Annotated in this window: 15 protein-coding genes; 10 read left to right on the top strand and 5 right to left on the bottom strand. The window is 63.6% G+C overall.

The window, feature by feature from the left end; translation table 11 throughout:
• The first annotated feature begins 143 nt into the window (after positions 1–143).
• Positions 144–443: a GIY-YIG nuclease family protein gene (locus tag KC8_RS05015; RefSeq protein ID WP_010124334.1), complete on the top strand. Its 300-nt coding sequence runs from the start codon at positions 144–146 to the stop codon at positions 441–443.
• 296 nt (positions 444–739) lie between these two features.
• Here the strand turns inward: KC8_RS05015 and KC8_RS05010 are convergent, their stop codons facing one another.
• From KC8_RS05010 to KC8_RS05000, 3 genes are all read right to left on the bottom strand, one after another.
• Positions 740–2041, bottom strand: coding sequence for an Hsp70 family protein (locus KC8_RS05010; protein WP_010124335.1), 1302 nt, complete (start codon positions 2039–2041; stop codon positions 740–742).
• A gap of 111 nt (positions 2042–2152) precedes the next feature.
• A complete protein-coding gene (gene mdoH, locus KC8_RS05005; protein ID WP_010124336.1) occupies positions 2153–4051 on the bottom strand; it encodes a glucans biosynthesis glucosyltransferase MdoH in 1899 nt (632 codons plus the stop codon).
• 107 nt (positions 4052–4158) lie between these two features.
• Entirely contained in the window at positions 4159–5709 is a 1551-nt protein-coding gene (locus tag KC8_RS05000; protein WP_138956630.1) for a glucan biosynthesis protein, read from the bottom strand.
• A gap of 313 nt (positions 5710–6022) precedes the next feature.
• Between KC8_RS05000 and KC8_RS04995 the strand changes: the two genes are divergently transcribed.
• The 3 genes from KC8_RS04995 (at position 6023) to KC8_RS04985 (ending at position 10773) form a co-directional block, all read left to right on the top strand.
• Complete coding sequence (locus tag KC8_RS04995; RefSeq protein WP_010124339.1) at positions 6023–7087, top strand: alkene reductase; 1065 nt, start codon at positions 6023–6025, stop codon at positions 7085–7087.
• Between the two features lie 196 nt (positions 7088–7283).
• On the top strand, positions 7284–9656 hold the full coding sequence (locus tag KC8_RS04990) for an arylsulfatase (RefSeq protein ID WP_010124340.1): 2373 nt from the start codon (positions 7284–7286) through the stop codon (positions 9654–9656).
• An 88-nt stretch (positions 9657–9744) separates the two neighbouring features.
• Positions 9745–10773 carry an alcohol dehydrogenase catalytic domain-containing protein gene (locus KC8_RS04985; protein ID WP_010124341.1) on the top strand — a complete coding sequence of 343 codons (1029 nt, stop codon included), beginning with the start codon at positions 9745–9747 and terminating at the stop codon, positions 10771–10773.
• A 53-nt stretch (positions 10774–10826) separates the two neighbouring features.
• Here KC8_RS04985 and KC8_RS04980 read toward each other — a convergent pair whose 3' ends face one another.
• Positions 10827–11432 (bottom strand): TetR/AcrR family transcriptional regulator, encoded by a 606-nt coding sequence (locus KC8_RS04980; protein ID WP_010124342.1) that lies wholly within the window; start codon positions 11430–11432, stop codon positions 10827–10829.
• A gap of 261 nt (positions 11433–11693) precedes the next feature.
• Between KC8_RS04980 and KC8_RS04975 the strand changes: the two genes are divergently transcribed.
• Positions 11694–14069, top strand: coding sequence for a membrane-bound PQQ-dependent dehydrogenase, glucose/quinate/shikimate family (locus tag KC8_RS04975; protein ID WP_010124343.1), 2376 nt, complete (start codon positions 11694–11696; stop codon positions 14067–14069).
• A 68-nt stretch (positions 14070–14137) separates the two neighbouring features.
• On the opposite strand, the gene KC8_RS04970 is transcribed toward KC8_RS04975, so the two are convergent.
• Positions 14138–15166: an AraC family transcriptional regulator gene (locus KC8_RS04970; RefSeq protein WP_010124344.1), complete on the bottom strand. Its 1029-nt coding sequence runs from the start codon at positions 15164–15166 to the stop codon at positions 14138–14140.
• Between the two features lie 155 nt (positions 15167–15321).
• On the opposite strand from KC8_RS04970, the gene KC8_RS04965 reads away from it, so the two are divergent.
• The 5 genes from KC8_RS04965 to KC8_RS04945 all read left to right on the top strand — a co-directional run bounded on the left by KC8_RS04965 (position 15322) and on the right by KC8_RS04945 (position 19836).
• Entirely contained in the window at positions 15322–16581 is a 1260-nt protein-coding gene (locus KC8_RS04965) for a sulfotransferase family protein (protein ID WP_010124345.1), read from the top strand.
• A 4-nt stretch (positions 16582–16585) separates the two neighbouring features.
• Positions 16586–17410: an SDR family NAD(P)-dependent oxidoreductase gene (locus KC8_RS04960; RefSeq protein ID WP_010124346.1), complete on the top strand. Its 825-nt coding sequence runs from the start codon at positions 16586–16588 to the stop codon at positions 17408–17410.
• Positions 17407–18180, top strand: a complete 774-nt coding sequence (locus KC8_RS04955) for an SDR family NAD(P)-dependent oxidoreductase (protein WP_010124347.1) — start codon at positions 17407–17409, stop codon at positions 18178–18180. The genes KC8_RS04960 and KC8_RS04955 overlap by 4 nt, the downstream gene beginning before the upstream one ends.
• A 56-nt stretch (positions 18181–18236) precedes the next feature.
• A complete protein-coding gene (locus tag KC8_RS04950) occupies positions 18237–19418 on the top strand; it encodes a DUF1214 domain-containing protein (RefSeq protein ID WP_010124348.1) in 1182 nt (393 codons plus the stop codon).
• Positions 19419–19533: 115 nt separating this feature from the next.
• Positions 19534–19836 (top strand): hypothetical protein, encoded by a 303-nt coding sequence (locus KC8_RS04945; RefSeq protein WP_010124349.1) that lies wholly within the window; start codon positions 19534–19536, stop codon positions 19834–19836.
• Positions 19837–19857 lie beyond the last annotated feature (21 nt).

Genomic DNA, 19857 nt, shown 5'->3' with positions numbered 1-19857 from the left:
CATCGATCGGGCCAGCCAATGGAATGGCCGCTCTCGGACGATGTGCTGAGTATGCGGAACGGCAATTTTGTCGGGGGAAGCTGACATCCTTCCCCCGTCACCCCGGGCTTGACCCGCGGTCCCGCTTCTTCTGTTCTGCTGTCATGGAACGGGATCGGCAAGGCGGCTGGGTCTACATCATGGCCGATCGCTATCGGGGCACCATATATGTGGGCGTGACATCGCATCTGGCGGCACGCATTCACCAGCACCGCACAGGTGATGGGTCGGATTTCTGCCGGCGTTATCGGCTGGACAGGCTTGTGTTGGCCGAACAGGTGGCCTCCATCATCGATGGTATCGCACAGGAAAAGCGCCTGAAGCGCTGGCGGCGCGAATGGAAATTCGCGTTGATCGAGCGTGGTAATCCCGAGTGGCTCGATCTCTATCCGCACCTTGCCTGACGCCACCGTCAAAGCGGGACCCCGGGTCAAGCCCGGGGTGACGACGAGATTTAACGAACGGACACTTTGCCGGTGGGTCGTGACAGTCCGGATTTATTCCACGGCGACTGCAAAATGTCTTCATCCCCGCGAAAGCGGGGATCCATGGACGGCAATGGGCCCGAAGGAGTTTCTCACTCCCGACACAATGGATCCCCGCCTTCGCGGGGATGACGGTTGAGGTGGAAAGCGAAAGCGCACGCGCGGGGTGCAATGTCGGCGTGTCTCGACAGTCCGCTTTCATACGCTCCCGTCCCTCAACTCGCCCATGCGGCGATGTCGTCCTGCTGGCCGATCATGGCGAGGCCGTGGGCGATGGAGGTGAGTTCGCCGCCAGAGGAGATGCGGTCGTCGCCGAAGCGGCTGGCGAAGATCTGGCGGATGGCGGGGATGAGCGACGAGCCGCCGGTGAGGAACACGCGGTCGATGGCACCGGGCGCAACGCCGGCGGAGGCGAGGGCACGATCGACGGTGGCTTCGATCTGGGCGATATCGTCGGCGATCCAGCCTTCGAAATCGGCGCGGGTGACATCCGCCTCGATCGACAGGCCGCCGCCGTCGAAATGGAAATGGGCGGTGTCGGTGGTGGATAGCGTGCGCTTCAACTGGCCGACGGCGTCGTACAGCGCATAGCCGAGTTCGTTTTCGATCACCGCGATCATCCGGCCGATGGCGTCGGCATCGACCGCGCTTTTCTTCAGCCGGTTGAGTTCGTCGATCGTGCGCCGGTTGCGCATCAGCGCGAGGCGCGACCAATCGGCGAAATCGGCGAAATAGCTGCGCGGGATTTCCAGTTCCTTGTCGAACGATTTGTACGCGGTGCCCTTGCCGAGCATGGGGAGCACCAATTTGTCGACGATGCGATAATCGAAGCGATCGCCGGCCAAGCCGATACCGGCGGAGCCGAGCGGGGTGCAGCGGCGGGCAGCCCCCGGTTCGGCCACCTGGACGACCGAGAAATCGCTGGTGCCGCCGCCGAAATCGGCAACGAGGATGGTGGCGGGTTTCGTGAGGCGCGAGGCGTAGCTGAACGCAGCCCCGATCGGTTCATAGACATAATGGATGTCGGTGCCGAAATCCTTGAACATCGCGTCATAACGTTGGCGGGCAAGCACCGGATCGGGCCGGCTGCCGGCATATTCCACGGGCCGGCCGACGACGATCCGTTCGGGCCGATCGGCAAGCGCGCCGTTCGCATGGCCGACCAGCTTGTCGAGAAAGAAGCCGCCCAGTTCTTCGAAGCGGAACCGCTTTTCGAATACGGATGCGGTTTCGAAGCTGGCGCTGGCGGCGACCGATTTGAACGACTGGATGAAGCGGCTGGCTTCGGGATATTCGATATATTCGGCGATCGCCCAGGGACCGGCTTCGACCGCGAGATCGCGGCGGCCGCCATCATCCTGCCAGAAGCACAGGGCCGTGCGGAACACCGCGCCATCGGCATGTTCGCCCGAAAATTCGATGAGTTCGGGTTCGGCGCCACCGTTCGCCAGCGCAACGACGCTGTTGGTGGTCCCGAAATCTAGCCCAAGCGCGCGCGGGCCGGGGGATGCCGACATGATGGTCTCCGAGGAAGGTGGCGACGCCCGGCTCTGGTGGCTGGATCGCGTCGGGCCGGCGCCTATGCCGTCAGACGGGCGTGGAAGGCAACCCCGGAATGGCGATTGCCGTCAGGGACGGGTGGCCGGGCCAGCCGCGCGGCGCATGAACGCCAGTTCCATGGCCGCCTTGCCGGCGGGATACACCGCGTTCACGGACGTGGCCGGGCCGTTCCAGACGGCGAACAGCCCCTTGCCGGCAAACCAGTCGCCAATGTCGATCCGCGAGGTGAGCATCGCGGTGAAAGGCGACAGGACGAGGCCGATGGCGACGGGCACCGTCCAGATCGCGCCGCCGGCGCCGATGAAGAAGGGGATCAGCAACACCGCGCCGATGGCGACGTGCAGGCGGCACAGGATAAGCGCGTCCTTCAGCACCATGCCATCGGCATCGCGGCGCTGCGGCACCCAGCCCACGGGCCGCCCGCGCAGGATATCGAGGATCGCCATCGTCTGGTTGACCATGGTGATCGGCGCCATCAGCATCGACAGCGGAATTTCGATCGCGACGGTGGCGGCCAGCTTGCGCCCGCCGCCGAGCGACTGGCGCAGCCGTTCATCGACGGTAAGCCACAGCAAGGCGATCACCTTCGGCCCCAGCAGCAGCATGATGGTAAGCGCGATCAGCCAAGGCGCCGGTGGGGCGGAAAAGGCCGGATTGGTGCCTTCCAGCGATGCAACCATGCCCAGCATCAACATCAGCATCCACAAAGGCGAGGTCAGATAGGCCGATGCGCCCATCAGCAGTTGCAGCCGGTTGATCCAATGGAAGCCACGCGTCGCCAGCAAGCGGACATGCTGGAGGTTGCCCTGGCACCAGCGGCGATCGCGCACCGAATGATCGGCCACCGTGGGGGGAAATTCCTCATGGCTGCCTTCGGGCAGGGATACCATGTGGACCGACCAGCCGTTGCGGCGCAGCAGGGCGGCTTCAACCATATCATGGCTGAGCACATGGCCGCCGAACGGTTCCGGCCCGGACAGGCGGGGCAGGCCGCAGCTATCGGCAAAGGCACGGACGCGGACGATGGCGTTGTGGCCCCAGAAGGTGGCTTCGGTGCCGGACCACCATTGCAGGCCCGCCGAAGCGGCCGGGCCATAAGCGGTGGCGGCGAACTGGTGCCAGCGGGCAAAGAAGGTCCGCGCGTTGACGACCGTGGGGATCGTCTGGATCAGGCCGACGCCGGGGCGTTCTTCCATCGCCGATGCCAGCAGCGCCATCGCCGGGCCGCTCATCAGGCTATCGGCGTCGAGGACGATCATGTTTTCATAGGCCGCGCCGAACCGGCGGACCCAATCGGCGATGTTGCCCGGCTTGCGGGCGATATTTTCGGTACGGCGGCGATAGAAGATGCGGACCGGGCTGATCATGCGCACGTCGTGCAGCGCGGCCAGTTCCTGCGGTTCCATATCGGCGCGGGAATCGCTGAGCACGAAGATATCGAACAGATCCTGTCCGCCGATCGCGGCGATCGACGCGCTCATCTGCGAAATCCGGCCGAAAACGGCGGCGGTTTCTTCGTTATAGATCGGCATCAGCACCGCCGTTCGCCGGTGCGGCAGGCGCAGCCGGGTGAACCAGCGCGACAGGCCGGGGCCATTGCCCAGCAGCACGAAGAAACCGGCCAGCGCGTTCAGAAAGCCAAAGGTGATCCAGCTGAACAGGCTGAGGAACAGGAGCGACAGGACGATATCGAACAGGCCGATGCCGTCGGCCGCGAACGGGCGCATCATTTCCAGCATGGCGGCGACGCCGAGCAGGAAGCTGCCGATCACCAGAAACAGGCGACGCTCAAACAGCCCGTGCATCCGGATGGCGGTGGGCGGGGGCGCGAACTGATCGAAATCGCGGGCAGCGCCCAGCGATTGTTCCGGCATCGCCAGCGGGGCTTCACGCGGCAGCAAAGGCCCATAAGCGGTGCTTTCCGCATAACGGGCGACAGGCTGTTCCAGAGATTGTTTCAGATACACTGCTGTCAAATCATCCAGCTGGCGGTCGTCGCGAAAGATGTGCCCTGTTGGCGGCGATCATTTCGGGTTCGCTTTAACCTGTTGAAGCACAAGCGGTTCACGCGGGCCTATGGGAGCAGATACAGGAGCGTCTCGCTCAGTGCATCGCCCCCGCGCTTCAGATAAGCCCGTAAATCACTCGGTCGGGCGTCCAGCTGGGCGACATCGACGATGAGGCGCCAGCGCGACGGCATGCCGACAACCGGATAGGCGTGGGTTGCCAGGATCGTTCCGTTGTCGACCGAAACCACGGCATCGACGCCGCTGGTACGATCCAGCCCGGCCAGATTGTCGCCCGCAAAATCGGCGACAAGGCGGCGCGCGCCTGGCGTCGGATCATGTCCCGGGCGCCCGGCGACGCCGGTCCAGCAATCGACCGCGCGGGCGAGGCTGGCGGGGGCAGGGTCCACCCCGCTCCAGTGGAGGCGATAGGCGATATCGAAATGCTGCCCCTCTTTGGCGGGGGCGGCCGGCGTCCAGAAGGCGACGATATTGTCTTCGATCTCGCGCCGGGTGGGGATTTCATACAGCATCACCGCGCCGGCACCCCAATCGCCGATCGGTTCCACCCACAGGTTCGGCCGCTTTTCGTAGAAAGCGCCGTCATCCTGATAATGATCGAAGGCGCGATCGCGTTGCAGCAGGCCGAAGCCGCGCGGCGCCTGATCGAGATAGGTGTTGGTGGTGGGGTTCGCCGGGTTATCGAGCGGACGCCAGATCCGTTCGCCCGATCCGGTGTGGATCGCCAGGCCATCGGAATCGTGGATTTCCGGTCGCCAGTCGATCGCGGCGGCGCGATTGCCTTCGCCGTACCAGAACATGCTGGTGAGGGGCGCGAGGCCGAGCCGTTCGACGTCGCGGCGCAGGTGGATCGACGCGCTGACATCCTGGACGGGGCCGTCCTTCGTCTGGCGATTGACGAAGCGGAAGGCGCCGGTGACGCTGGGACCATCGAGATAGGCGTAGACCGTGAGGCTGTCGCCGGGGCCGGCTTCCAGCCAGAAACGGGTGAAGACGGGAAATTCCTCGCGCCCGGGGATCCCGGTGTCGATCGCGAGGCCGCGCGCGGACAGGCCATATTGATCGAGCGCGCCGGCCGACCGGAAATAGGATGCGCCCTGAAATGCGATCCAGTCGCCCCGGCCGGCGGGGTTCATCAGGCGAAAACCGGCGAAGCCTTCGGCCATCGGGAAGCGCCGGCCCTGCTTGTCGGGGGCGATATCGAACATGGCGGGGGAGAAGGGGACGGGCACCGCCCGGCCGTTTTCCACGCGCGAGATCGCGACGGGGACGTTGGCGAAGCGGTGCAGCGGAAAGAAGCGGGTTTCACGGATCCCGTCGCCGCGCCACAGCGCGTGATCGGTGCGAAAGCTGATGCGGTTGACTTCGTCATAATCGATCGCCGCGGCGTGCGGGGCGGATTTGGGCGCCCGCCAGGCGGTGGCGACGCGGGTGGCGGCTTCCTGTTTCAGCCAGTCCCATGAAAAGGGCTGGCTTTTGGCCGTCCGGGCGACGGCATCACCACCGAATGCGAGGATTATGGGGGCAGATGCTATGCCCGCCAGCGCCTGCCGGCGGGTAAGGGCGGCCCGGGGCGGGCTGGACGATGGTGGGCGCATGCGGCGGGCGTTATCCATAAGCTGTATCGGGCGTAAAGACGCAGACGGAACGAAATGGTTCAATCGGACATGTCGAAAGGACAGGTTCCGCCGCGTCACGCGCCCGTGGCCGGGACGGCAGATGGGGCCGCGGCGGGCGATTTCAACCACCGACGGCGCGCGGCGCGCCCCCATGATATGCGGGCGGCAGAAAAAATGACTTGCCAGTCAGTTTTGTCCTGATCATTGCCGGGAGGACTTCAGCTTTGACGGGATGGGCGCGCCTTCGTGCCGGCCGGCCGCAGATGCTGTTCGCGATATTACGGGAGTTCCGATGCCAAATCTTTTCGATCCGGTCGTCCTTGGCGATATCGAATTGTCCAACCGCGTGATCATGGCGCCGATGACGCGCAGCCGCGCCGGCGAAGGCGACCTGCCGAACGATCTGCATGTCGCTTATTACCAGCAACGCGCGACGGCAGGCCTGATCATCGCCGAAGGCACGCAGCCCAGCCTGAACGGCAAGGGATATTGCCGCACGCCGGGCATCCACACTGCAGAACAGGTGGCCGCATGGCGCCGGGTGACGGACGCGGTGCATGCCGAAGGGGGCCGGATCGTGCTGCAGCTGATGCACGTCGGCCGCGTCGCCAGCCACCTGAACAAGGATCCGGGCGCCGAAACCGTGGCCCCGTCGGCGATCCGGGCGAAGGGCCAGATCTATACCGAACAGGGCATGATGGACCTCGATACGCCGCGCGCGCTGGAAACGGCGGAGATCGCTGGGGTCATCGCCGAATATGCCCAGGCCACCACCAACGCGCTGGCCGCCGGCTTCGATGGTGTGGAACTGCACTGCACCAGCGGTTATCTGCCCGCGCAGTTCCTGTCGTCGAACAGCAACCAGCGGACCGACCAATATGGCGGCAGCGCCGCCAACCGCATCCGTTTCGTCGTCGAGGCGATCGACGCGATGGTGGCGGCCGGCGGGGCTGGCCGGGTGGGTTTCCGCATCTGCCCGGGCAATCCGTTCAACGACATCCATGATGACAATCCGGCCGAAACCTATGGCGCATTGCTGGATGCGCTGGCACCCAAGGGGCTGGCCTATCTGCACCTGATCGAAGTCGCCAACCCGCAGGTCGACAGCCGCGCGCTGGCCAAGCAACACTGGTCGGGCAAGCTGATCCTGAACGAAAGCATCACCTACGAAAAGGCGCAGGAACTGCTGGCCGACAATGTGGCCGATGCGATTTCGTTCGGGCGTCCCTTCATCGCCAACCCCGATCTGGTGGCGCGGTGGAAAGCCGGCGCACCGCTGGCCAAGTTCGATCTGGCGACCGTCTATGCCGGTGGCGAGGCTGGTTACAGCGATTATCCGGCCTATGAAAACGATTGAATTTTGCGGACAGGAAGCCATGCCACCAATGGCTTGCTGATCTGAACAAGAAGGCGCGCTCGGCATAGGCCGGGCGCGCTTTTTTGTGGTTACGACAAAAGGGGTGGGCGGAACCGGTTGACAGGAATCGGGGCTTCATCGACAAAACCAACCAGCATGAAGGTTGAAAAATATCAACCAGCGGGATGAGGATCGAATGGCGAAGCATTTTTACGAAAAGCGGCGTTTTCTTGGGGCGGTCGCGGCCATCGCGCTGACCAGTGGCTTTGCCGGCAGTGCATGGGCGCAATCCGAGGTTGCGACCGGCGAAGTCGTGCTGCCCAGGCCGCCACAGCCCTTTGCCGGAAAGATCGGCGCCACCTATCGCGATTCCATCCCGGCTGCGGCCGACCCGGTGAAGGCCCCGGCGGGGGCGCCCAACGTGCTGCTCGTTCTGACCGACGATGTGGCGTTCGGCGCGGCCAGCACCTTTGGCGGCCCGGTGCCGACCCCCAATCTTGACCGGCTGGCGAAGGCCGGCCTTGTTTACAACCGTTTCCACACCACTGCGATGTGTTCGCCAACCCGTGCATCATTGCTGACCGGGCGCAACCATCACGCCGTGGGCAATGGCGCGATTACCGATTTCGCGATGAACTATCCGGGCTATACCGGCATCATCCCGAAAAGCGCGGCGACGATCGCCGAAACGCTGCGCCTGAACGGATACAGCACCGCGATGTTCGGCAAGCACCATAATGTGCAGCCGGGCGCGACATCGGCGGCGGGGCCGTTCGATCAATGGCCGACGGGGCTGGGTTTCGATTATTTCTACGGCTTTATCGGCGCGGAAACCAACCAGTTCACCCCGGCTTTGTATCGCGGCACGACGCCGGTTGCGGCACCGGCGGGCGAAGTGCTGGATCATGTCCTGATCAGCGATGCGATCCGCTGGGTACACAACCACGAGGCGGCCGATCCCGAGCGGCCGTTCTTCCTGTATGTCGCACCCGGCACCGCCCATGCGCCGCAACAGGCCCCGCGCGACTGGATCGCGAAATTCCGGGGCAAGTTCGATCAGGGCTGGGATGCCATGCGCGCACAAAGCCTGACGCGGCAGAAGGCGCTGGGCGTGGTGCCGCGCGATACCGTGCTGACCCCACGGCCGGCTTATATTCCGGAATGGAATTCGATCAGCCCCGATCGCCGGCAGGTGATGGCGCGGATGATGGAAGTCTATGCCGGGATGCTGGCCTATCAGGACGATCAGTTCGGCCGGCTGGTTGCCGAACTCGAACGGATGGGCAAGCTCGACAACACGCTGATCATCTTCATCGAAGGCGATAATGGCGCGTCGGCGGAATCAGGCGTTGAGGGCAATGTGAACACGCTGGGCGCCTTCTTCAACGGTGCGCAGGAAAGCCCGGCCGAACTTGTCGCGCGGTTGGATGATCTGGGCGGCCCCAACAGCAACCAGAATTATCCGGCGGGCTGGGCGTGGGCGGTAAGCGCGCCGTTGCAGTGGACCAAGACCTATGCGTCGCATCTGGGCGGCACGCGCAACGGGCTGGTGATGTCGTGGCCGGCGGGGATCAGGGAACGGGGCCTGCGCACCCAGTTCCACCATGTGATCGATGTCGCGCCGACCATATTGGAGGCGGCCAAACTGCCGCAGCCGACGATCGTCAACGGTGCGCGCCAGCAGCGGATGGACGGGGTGAGCATGGCATACAGCTTTGCCGCACCCCAGGCGCCCGGCCAGCGCCGCACCCAATATTTCGAACTGGTCGCCAATCGCGGCATTTATCATGATGGCTGGTGGGCGGGCACGACGCCGCAGCATGTCGGCTATGCCGGCCCCGGCGATCCGCAGAAGATGCCCGAGGACTGGCCTTGGGAATTGTACAATATCGACAAGGATTTTTCGCAAGCGCATGATCTGGCCGCGAAATACCCGGCCAAGCTGGCGGAGATGAAGGCGCTGTTCCAGCAGGAAGCGGCGCGCAACAATGTGCTGCCGGTGGACGATCGCGTGGCGGAACGGGCCGCCGCGGTGATGAATGCGGTCAAGCCGCGCGATGCCTATGTCTATTGGGGCAATGATGTCAGTGTCACGGTGGATCGCGCGCCGCGCTTCATCGGCAGTTTCAGCCTTGTCGCCGATGTGGATACGCAGGTGGGAAAAGCCGATGGCGTGCTGGCGGCGCTGGGCGGGCATTTCGCGGGGTGGAGTTTCTATCTGAAAGATGGCCGGCCGACGGTGGTGATGGCGGGATCGAACCAGCCGGCACGCACGTTCCGCGTCGCTGGCAATCGCACGGTGCCGACGGGGCGCAGCACCATTCGTTTCGATTTCGTGGCGGATGGCGCGCGCCCTGGCACAGGCGGCATGATGACGATCAGCGTGGATGGCCAGCCGGCCGGGCAGGGGCGGATCGAACGGCCGATGGTGATGACCACCGAACTGACCGACACGTTCGACGTGGGCTTTGACGGCAGCACCACCGTGACCGATGATTATACCGGCGACGGCCGGTTCAAGGGCGTGATCCACAAGATCGAGGTGCGCAAACCGACGCCGTCCAAGTAAGGCGGTGCGCAAAAATTCCCGCGATGGCGTCGACATTGGCGGCCAAAACGGCAACTGAACGGGCAAAGCAGGACGAGGATAAGAAACGATGCGCGCAGCTTTTTTCCGCGAAGCAGGCCAGCCGCTGGTGATCGACCAGATGGACGATCCGACACCGGCTGCGGGCGATGTGGTGATCGCCGTCCAGCGCGCCGGGATTTGTGGGTCCGACCTCCATATCACCGAATATGGCGCGATCCCGTCGGGCACGGTGCTGGGCCATGAATTTGCCGGCGAGATCGTCGCGCTGGGCGCCAATGTCGGTGGCGACTGGAAGGTGGGCGATCGGGTGACGGCGCTGCCGATCCATCCGTGCCATGATTGCGACGCCTGCGACAATCATCTGCCGGCCTTGTGCCGCACCAACCTGTTCACGGGGACGACGCCGCTGAAACAGGGGGCCTATGCCGATTATGTGTCGGCACGGGGCAATATGCTGCAACGGTTGCCGGCCGGCGTATCGTTTGACGATGGCGCGATGGTGGAGCCGCTGGCGGTGGCCTATCATGCTGTGGAAATGGCCGGGGCGATCAAGGGCAACAGCGTGCTGGTAATCGGCGCGGGGCCGATCGGGGCGGCGGTGGCCGTGTTCGCCAGACTGGCCGGCGCGCGCGACGTGGTGGTGAGCGAGCGTTCCGAAGTCCGCCGCCAGCGCGCGCTGGACGTGGGGGCGTCGGCGGTGATCGATCCGGTCGCCGAAAATGTCGGTGAACGGTTCCGCGCGATTGCGGGCCGTGCGCCGCAGGTGGTGTTCGAATGTGTCGGCATCCCCGGCCTGATCCAGAATGCGCTGGAACTGGCCGGCGTCCGTGGCCGGGTCGTCGTTGCCGGTGTCTGCTTTGGCGAAGACAAGATCCAGCCGCTGACGGCGTTCGCCAACGAAATCAGCGTCGCGTTCAGCCAATGTTATGTCGAGCGCGATTTTGAACGGGTGATCGGCCATATCGCCAGGAACGACATCAATATCCGGCCAATGCACACCGAAACCATCGGCTTTGCCCAACTTCCCGATACGTTCGAGGCGCTGCGCACCGCCGTTGGCCAGTGCAAGGTGCTGATCGATCCCAGCCGCGCCTGATCGCCTGTAAGCCCTTATTCGCCGCTGGCCGATCCGGTCGCGGCGAAGACGGGTCAGGCGTCGTCGGCCAGCAGCGCCCGAACAACCTTGTGCAGCGACTTGCGGAATTTTTCGCGGGTGGCAGGATCGGCCGGATTATAGGACCGTGACGCGCCAAAGGCCCGTGCGTTGCAGGCATAATATATGATGCCGCCGCCCGCATTGTTCAGCAGATCCAGCGGATCGACCGGCGGAAATTCGCCGCTGGCAATGCCTTCCTTCACGATGCTTTCGAACAGTTCGACGGTGGCCCCGGAAAATTCGACCGGATTGCTGTTGCGCGGGGTGACATCGGCACTGCTGCGCAGCACCATCCGTGCGGCGGTCGTCCGTTCGGACATGAAATCCAGCCAGCAATCGAAGATCGCCAATATGCGGCCGTATGACGTGGTGTGATCTTTCAGGCGATTTCCAACATCGTTCTGAAGATCGTTGAAAATCCGGGCTTCTACGGCGTCGAACAGTTCCTGCTTGCTGCGGTAATAATAGATCAGCGACGCGCGATGGATCGATACCGCCTGGGCGACATCTTCCAGCCGGGCGGCCGCATAACCCAGTTCGGCAAAGATCGTCTCGGCTTCATTCAGGATCGAAAGCCGGGTACGATCGCCCTTGGTCATTTTCTTTGTGGAATCTGGCGCTTTCAAAATTGGTATCCGATCCGTCTCGATCCCATTCGGGCATTTTCGCGCGACCGTAACTTGGCCAATCCCGCGAACCAACCGGGGATTTTCATGCATATGCATTAAGCCACCCCGGCCGCGTTGCCTTACGCTGCGCGCGGCGGTTGTGCACCTTGATTGACTTTCGGCATGCGTTGCTAAAAAATCAACCAGCGTGACGGTTGAAAAATTACAAAATGAATCGGGGGAGGTGCTGGCATGGGCGAATTGCGCGACGGGAAACGACTATCCGGCGGTGCATCCGCGGGCCTGTGGTTGCTTGGCGGCTTGCTCATGCTGGTCGGGCTGTGGCTGGCGATCGGCGGCGGGTGGCTGCTGCGCCTTGGCGGATCGCCATATTATCTGATCGCGGGCGGACTATGCCTGGCATCCGGCGTGCTGATCGCGAGGGCGCGCAAGCTGGGCTTCTGGTTGTACATGGTCTTGGTCGCGGGCACGCTGATCTGGGCGCTGGCCGAAGTGGGCCTGCATTTCTGGCTGCTGCTGCCGCGTGTTGGCGGGCCGCTGGTGGTGGCGCTTTACATGGCGATGCCGTGGGTTACGCGCCCGCTGGGCATCACCAGCGCAAAGGCGCCGGGCGGTGCAGGCGTGCGGGGCGGCGTGGCGGCCATGGGGGCGGTGGCATTGGTGGCCGCCCTTGCGCTTGCCTATCGCGGCACGAACGCGCTGGCTGATGCGGGCATGGTGCGGCCGGCAGCGGGCACCGATTGGCCGGTATATGCTGGTTCGCCCGGTGGGACGCGCTTTGCCGATGCCAGCCAGATCACGCCCGGCAATGTGGGCAATCTCAAGGTGGCCTGGACGTACCGGACGGGCGATCTGCCGGCCAATTATCCGAACAGCCGATCGGCCCAGATGTTCGAAGCGACCCCGCTGAAGGTGGGTGATACGCTGTTCCTGTGCACCCCGCGCAACATCGTCATCGCGCTGGACGCCGAAACGGGCCGCGAGAAATGGCGCCACGATCCGAAAGCCGACACCACCGGCATTCCGATGCTGATCTGTCGCGGCGTCGCTTACCATGAAGCGCCGGTGGCGAGCGTTTCGGATTGCCCGCGCCGCATCCTTGTCGCCACGGTGGATGCGCGGATGATCGCGCTCGATGCGGCGACGGGCAAGCTGTGCCAGAGCTTCGGCCGCAACGGTGAAATTTCGCTGCGGGACGGCATGGGCGCGGTGAAGCCCGGTTTCCATTATGTGACGTCGCCGGCCACGATCGTGGGCAATGCCGCCATCATCGGCGGCTTCATCCTCGATAATATGGCGGTGGACGAGCCTGCGGGCGTGATCCGCGCGTTCGACGCGATCAGCGGCAAGCAATTATGGGCGTGGGATTCGGGCCGGGCGGATGGCAATGCGCCGCTGAAGCCGGGGGAAAGCTATACCCGCGGTTCGCCCAATGCGTGGAGCCTGTTCAGCGCCGATCCGAAGCTGGGCCTTGTCTATGTGCCCACCGGCAATCCGACGCCCGATCATTTCGGCGGGCAGCGCAGCGCCGACATCGAACGCTATGGCAGTTCGGTCGTGGCGCTCGATGCCGCGACCGGCAAGCTGCGCTGGGCGTTCCAGACGGTGCATCATGATCTGTGGGATTATGATGTCGCGTCGCAGCCGGTGCTGTTCGACTTGGCCGTCAATGGCCAATCGGTGCCGGCGCTGATCCAAGCGACCAAGCAGGGCGAAGTCTTTTTGCTCGATCGCCGCACGGGTCGCCCGCTCAGCCCGGTCGAGGAGCGGCCCGTGCCGCAAGGCAACGTGCCCGGCGAACGTTATTCGCCGACGCAGCCGACGTCGGTGGGGATGCCGAACTTTGCCCCGCAGGCGCTGCGCGAGGCGGACATGTGGGGGGCGACGCCGCTCGATCAGCTGTGGTGCCGCATCCAGTTTCGCCAGATGGACTATCGGGGCAAGTTCACGCCGCCATCCGAGGATCAGGCCCTGATCTTCCCCGGCAATAACGGCATCATGAACTGGGGCAGCGTTGCGGTGGACCAGCAACGCCAGATCATGGTGGTGCCGACATCCTATATGCCGCTGCTGCTGAAACTGATCCCGCGCAAGGATGCACCGGCCGGGGATAATATCGTCGTCGAAGGGCAGAATGCGATCTCGCCGATGACGGGCGCGCCATATGCGGTGAAGACCGCGCGGCCGTTCCTGTCGCCGGTAGGCCTGCCGTGCAACGCGCCGCCATGGGGCCAGATTGCGGCGGTCGACCTGAAGACGAAGACGATGCTGTGGCAGCGCCCGCTGGGCACGACCTCCGATCATGCGCCGCTGGGCATCGCGGTGCCCGGCGTGTTCAACCAGGGCGGCGCGATCACCACGGCTGGCGGGCTGATCTTCATCGGCGCGGCCATGGACAATTATCTGCGCGCATTCGACCTGAAGAGCGGCAAGGAATTGTGGAAGGGGCGGCTTCCCGCAGGGGGGCAGGCGCTGCCGATGAGCTATGTTTCCGCCCGCAGCGGCAAGCAGTTCGTCGTCATCGCATCGGGCGGCCACCAGTTCATGAACACCACGATCGGTGATTATGTCGTGGCGTACAGCCTGCCCGACGCCAACGGCAAGTGAAGCGGCTGCGATCCGCGCGTCGCCCGTCGCGGCGCGCGGATCATGCGGGCCGCAACGGGCCGGGATGCCTAGCCCCCGCTGCGGAAGGCAGACGGGGTGGTGCCCGTCCAGCGTTTGAACGCGATGCGGAAGCTGTTGGTATCGCGAAAGCCGGCGCGGAACGCGATTTCGTCGATGCTCTGGCGACGCTGTTTCAGCGCTTCAATAGCGACGCCTTTTTGGGCGGATTCCTTCAGTTCGCGGATCGACACCTGTTCGTCGGCCAGCCTGCGCCGCAGGGAACTGACGCTGTGGCCGGTCAGCCCGGCCAGTTGTTCCAGTGTCGGCAGGCTGGAATCCCGGGTCAGCGCGATGGCGTAAAGGGTGCGCACCCGATCGGGCAGCGAGATCGTATCGGGCGCGGCTGACAGGAAATCGAACGGAAAATCGACAAGCAATTGTTCCAGCACCTCGGGCGTACGGACGACCGGCAGATCGAGCAGGTGCGCGGGGAAGGAAATGCTGTTGACCGGGCAACCGAAGGTGAGTTCGCCGGCGAAGAAATCGGAAACCGCCTCGTTGGCGTACCCTGGGCCATAAGCGAGGCCGACGCGGAACGGGTGCGCGCCGATGCCGATCAGCCAGCCATAAAAACGGCAGAACATCGACATGCCGGCGAGATCGGACAGGAATGCGCTGAAATCCTTGAGCCGGCGCAACGTATCGACGAAGATCGTCGCGGTCGGGCCGTCGACAGCCAGTTCCACCGTGGACACACGTTCATGCCGGGTGCCGAAGAACATCGCCTGCCGTTCGATCGCCTGCCGGAATGTGCGGCTGGTGATGACGCAGTGGCACATCAGCCGAAATTCATCCGGGTGCATCTGCGGTTTGCGATCGAGCCGGCTGGAATGCCAGCCGATCGTGACGATACATTCGCGGTAGATCGCCACGAGATGCCGGCGATCGATCTGCGCGATCCTGCCGGATTCCAGATCTTCGAGCGTGCACGGCACCTTGGCACGGGCCAGTATGTCGGTTGGCTCCGCCCCGACCCGTGCAATTTTTTGCAGAAGGCTGAGTATATCGCGGGTGGCGGCGGTGTTCGGTGGCGGCATGATAGCCCAATTAGAACTGAACAAAATACCATGTCAATTTGATCGAAAAAACTGCCTTCAGCCTTCGACATGCGGCGTATGCTATCGCCAGCAAAATGACAGTGGGGATGCTGCCTGAAATCGGCTCCCGACGATGCCTGAGGAAATGGAGTGCGATGACTGAACGGAATGCCGCGCCGGTCGATAGCTGGGCGCCGCCGCCGCGGCCGGAATGGCTGGCAACCTTTCTGACGGAAACCAGCGCGTGGGACGCATCCATTGTCGCGCCGCTGGATGCCGATGAGTTGATCGCGACGGCCATGCACAACACCGGCCTGTCCGACTTTGGTGCCGATGATTGGCGCGAGCCGTTCGAACGGCTGATGCGGGCGATCAACGACGAAGCCGAACTGCATTTGTTCGGCCGGCTGTGGACGCGGCAGGAAATGCTGCTGTTCCTGGAAACGCGGCTGCGGATCGAGGAAGAATATCGCCTCCATCCCGAAATTGACGATGAGGTGATCGATCGTCCCGTGTTCGTGACCGGCCTGCCGCGTTCGGGCACGTCGATCCTGTTCGAACTGCTGGCGGAGGATCATCAGTTTCTGGCGCCGGCGAACTGGGAATTCGTGCTGCCATGCCCGCCGCCTGAAGCCGCGACCTATCGCGCCGATCCCCGCGTGCCGCGCGCGCATGACCTGATCACGCAGATGGGCCGGGTCGCGCCGACCTATCAGGCGATGCACGAAATGGGGGCGTGGATCCCCAATGAATGCGGCGTGGCGTTCCGCCTCAGTTTTCTGTCGCAGCATCTGGCCTGCACCTTCCAGGTGCCGAGCTATACCAACTGGCTGTTCGCGGCCGACCAGAAGCCGGCTTATGCTTATTACAAGCGCTTGCTGAAGCTGTTGCAGTGGAAGAATCCGCGCGACCATTGGCTGCTGAAGGCGCCCGAGCACCAGTCGTTCCTGCCCACCCTGTTTGATGTGTTCCCCGATGCACGGGTGATCGCCACGCACCGCGATCCGGTGAAGGCGCAAGGGTCCGTCACCAATTTGATGGGCACGATTTACTGGATGCGCAGCGACAAGCCGTTCGACGCCAAGGCGTTCGAGGAATTGCTGACACCCGAAGGCACCGCCGCCCGGCTGGAACAGATGATCGACTGGATCGAGGATGGCACCATCCCGGCCGATCAGATCAGCCATTCGCATTATGCGGATCTGATCGAATCCCCGATCGCGGCGCTGGAGAAATTATACGCGCGGATCGGTTTCCCGTTCACGGCGGAGACGCGCGCGGCAGTCGAAAATTATCTGGCGCACAAGCCCAAGGGTAAGTTCGGCGCGCACACCTATGCGGTCGATCAGGATGATCGGACGCGCCAATTGTTCCGGCGATACCAGGAATATTTCAACGTACCGAGTGAGGGATGAACTGATGGATCTGGGTTTGAAGGGCAAGACTGTCGTCGTCACCGGCGGCAGCGGCGGCATCGGCCATGGGCTGGTTGTCGAATTCGCGCGCGAAGGCGCGAACGTCATTTCCGCATCGCGCGATGTGGCCACTGGCGAAAAGCTGGCGGCGCGCGCGAAGGAGCAGGGCTGCATCGGCACGATCCTGCCGGTGGCGACCGACGTTACCGATCGCAAGAGCGTGGATGCGATGGTGGCGGTTGCGCACGAACGCTTCGGGCTGGTCGACATCCTCGTCAACAATGCCGGCGGCGTGAAGAGCAATTATGAGTTCGAAAATCTCGACGATGAGACGCGGCGCTGGGAAATCGCGCTGAACATCGATGGCGTGGTGAATTGCACGCTGGCGGTGGCCAACGACATGCTTTCGCGCAACACCGGCAGCGTCATCAACATTTCGTCCAATTCATCGCTGCTGGGCGAAGCCGCACACAGCATCGTCCATTATGGCGCGGTGAAGGGGTTCGTGAACAGCCTGACCAAGACGCTGGCCTATGAGTGGGGTCCCAAGGGCGTACGCGTGAACACGATCGCGCCGGGCTGGATCGTGCCCAAGCAGAATGACGATATCGCGTCGGGCAGCTTCTGGAACCGGCTCGACATGGGCACACCCGAAGGCATGCAGCAGGCGCTGGAAGACGGCAGCCTGTTCAACATGAGCTCGCTGCCGATCAAGCGGCTGGGCCGGCCGGAAGATATCGCCAACCTGGCGATGTTCCTGGCGTCGGATGCATCGGGCTATATCACCGGCCAGCTGATTTCGGTCAGCGGTGGGGTGTACATGCCATGAAGCTGGCGGGCGAAATCTGCATCGTCACCGGATCCGGTGGCGAAGGCGGCATCGGCGAGGCGATCGCGCGTCGCTTCGTCGCCGAGGGCGCAACCGTGGTCGTGTGCGATATCGACGGCGGCAAGGCCGAAGGTGTTGCCCGGTCGCTCGGCGAAAACGCTACCGCCTGGCAATGCGATGTATCGCAAGCCGATCAGGTGGAGGCGATGGTGGCCGGCACGGTCGAACGCTTCGGGCGGCTCGACGTGCTGGTCAACAATGTCGGCTTCACCACACCGGGCAAGATCGGCGAGTTGACCGACGAGGCGTGGCACAAGGTGTTGAACGGCAATTTGTCGTCGACATTTTATGGCATTCGCGCGGCGCTGAAACCGATGCGCGCGCAGAAGCGCGGGTCGATCATCAACATCAGTTCGGCGGCCGGCATCGGCGGTGCGCCGGGGCTGGGCGTTTATGGTGCGGCGAAGGCCGGGGTGATCAGCCTGACGCAGACGGCGGCGGTTGAGAATTTCAAGGCTGGCGTTCGCGTCAACTGCATCCTGCCGAATGCCGCGACCAAGCCGTTGCTGGCCTGGTTCGACGCGACGGCGGACGGCAAGGAAACGCGCGAAGCGATCGAGCATTATGCCCGCTGCGGATCGCCCGACGAAATTGCGGCGGCCGCATTCTTCCTGGCTTCGGCGGACGCTAGCTACGTCAACGGCACGGTGCTGCCGGTGGACGGCGGCCTGTCGGCGCGGGTCGGCTGCATCAACGCCAAGATCGACTGAATGGCCGGCGGTGTCTCGGCACCGCCGGATCATTCCAATATATTGAGGATGCCGAAATGACCGCACCCCATGATCCCCAATTGCGTTCCGCCTGGAACGATTTTTGCGATGCGCTGAAGGATGCCGGCGGCGTTGCGTTCCGTGAGACGGCGGCGAGCAACCCGGTTGATCGCGCGGCGGGCATTCGCCTGCTGTCGCGCAACATCGCGCTCGCGCTGGCGTTCGAGATGGAGAACAAGGATCCGCTCCACCCCGAAATCATGCATTATTTCGATCCGATGCGGAAACAGGGCGGCGACAATACCGACGCCCTGTACGTGGGCGCGCCGATCAACGGCACCGATACCTATCGGGTGTCGGGCAATCGCGGCACGGCGCGCTATTTCAGCGTCACCGTGGTTGAAAAGGGCGCGACACCGTGGGGCGGGGCGGTGCCTTCGGTGCTGTTCGGCGATGATCTGGACGTGGATGCCGACGGCAATTTCGAACTGTGGATCAGCCCCGATCCCAAGCCCGGAAACTGGATCCGTTCGACCCCCGATACGTTCCGGCTGACATTCCGCCAGTTCTTCGCCGACTGGGAAGGCGAAACGCCGATGGAAGCGCGGATCGACCGACTGACCGGCGATGGCGCGCCGCCGCAACTGTCGCCGGAAACGGTGGTGGATGGGCTGGCCGCCGCGTCGCACTGGCTGAAATGGTCGACGACCTACTGGGCCGACATGATCGACAAGTGGAAGGCGCAGCCCAACCTTTTCCTGTCCTACCGCCAGTTGGACGACAACAAGATCGATGCCACGCCGGGCGGCGAGCCGCTGATCGCTTACTGGATGCTGCCGGCGGATGAAGCGATCATCATCCGCGTCCGCCCGCCCAAGGCGCAATATTGGGCGGTGGAGTTCGGCAATTACTGGTGGGAGACGATGGATTATCGCTACCGCATGTCGAGCACCAACTGCCACCATGCGGCGCTGGAAGACGACGGCGAACTGATCGTGGTGATCAGCCATGACGATCCGGGCCTGCCCAACTGGCTCGATCCGTCCGGCCATAGCGAAGGATATACCACCTATCGCTGGATGAAGGCCGACCATTTCCCCGTGCCGCAGTGCCAGCAGGTGAAACGCGCCGAATTGTTCGATCATTTGCCACAGAATGTGAAGCGGATTTCGGCCGATGACCGCCGCGAGCAACTGGCCGGGCGCCGGCGCGGGATCGTGAAGCGTTTCAAATGGTAACGGGGCGCCGATAGGCCCGATAGATGGCCGCCGGCCGGGCATTGATGTGCCCGGCCGGCGTGGTGCGCCGCACAAAACCATTGAACATTGAGTCCGTTTTGGGCAATCGGGGCCGATGCAGTTTAGTAAGCTCCTTCTCGAAGCCATCGCGCTTCGGAAACATATCGTGGCCACCTACAACCGGCAGATCGTCACGCTCGCCCCGCATATCCTGTACACGCGCCATGATGAACTTTACGTCGATGCGGTTGCCGTCGAACGGGATGGCAAGCCGCCGCGCGAAATCAAGCTGGGCACGTTCAAGCTGACTGGCCTTTCCGAAGTCAGCCTTGTCGAACGGTCTTTCCTGCCGATGCGGATATTCGATCCCAACGCGGAGAAATATGCCGGCACCACCTTGCTGGCGGTCGAAGCCTGACCTTAGTAACGGCATTTTTCG

The organism is Sphingomonas sp. KC8 (genome assembly GCF_002151445.1).
In the GTDB taxonomy this organism is placed as follows: domain Bacteria; phylum Pseudomonadota; class Alphaproteobacteria; order Sphingomonadales; family Sphingomonadaceae; genus Sphingomonas_E.
This window is presented reverse-complemented; position numbering and strand designations above follow the sequence as displayed.

Coding starts and splice junctions, on each gene's coding strand:
- KC8_RS05015 (WP_010124334.1), top strand. CDS start 144: ATGGAACGGGATCGGCAAGGCGGCTGGGTCTACATCATGGCCGATCGC.
- KC8_RS05010 (WP_010124335.1), bottom strand. CDS start 2,041: ATGTCGGCATCCCCCGGCCCGCGCGCGCTTGGGCTAGATTTCGGGACC.
- KC8_RS05000 (WP_138956630.1), bottom strand. CDS start 5,709: ATGCGCCCACCATCGTCCAGCCCGCCCCGGGCCGCCCTTACCCGCCGG.
- KC8_RS04995 (WP_010124339.1), top strand. CDS start 6,023: ATGCCAAATCTTTTCGATCCGGTCGTCCTTGGCGATATCGAATTGTCC.
- KC8_RS04990 (WP_010124340.1), top strand. CDS start 7,284: ATGGCGAAGCATTTTTACGAAAAGCGGCGTTTTCTTGGGGCGGTCGCG.
- KC8_RS04985 (WP_010124341.1), top strand. CDS start 9,745: ATGCGCGCAGCTTTTTTCCGCGAAGCAGGCCAGCCGCTGGTGATCGAC.
- KC8_RS04980 (WP_010124342.1), bottom strand. CDS start 11,432: ATGACCAAGGGCGATCGTACCCGGCTTTCGATCCTGAATGAAGCCGAG.
- KC8_RS04975 (WP_010124343.1), top strand. CDS start 11,694: ATGGGCGAATTGCGCGACGGGAAACGACTATCCGGCGGTGCATCCGCG.
- KC8_RS04970 (WP_010124344.1), bottom strand. CDS start 15,166: ATGCCGCCACCGAACACCGCCGCCACCCGCGATATACTCAGCCTTCTG.
- KC8_RS04965 (WP_010124345.1), top strand. CDS start 15,322: ATGACTGAACGGAATGCCGCGCCGGTCGATAGCTGGGCGCCGCCGCCG.
- KC8_RS04960 (WP_010124346.1), top strand. CDS start 16,586: ATGGATCTGGGTTTGAAGGGCAAGACTGTCGTCGTCACCGGCGGCAGC.
- KC8_RS04955 (WP_010124347.1), top strand. CDS start 17,407: ATGAAGCTGGCGGGCGAAATCTGCATCGTCACCGGATCCGGTGGCGAA.
- KC8_RS04950 (WP_010124348.1), top strand. CDS start 18,237: ATGACCGCACCCCATGATCCCCAATTGCGTTCCGCCTGGAACGATTTT.
- KC8_RS04945 (WP_010124349.1), top strand. CDS start 19,534: ATGCAGTTTAGTAAGCTCCTTCTCGAAGCCATCGCGCTTCGGAAACAT.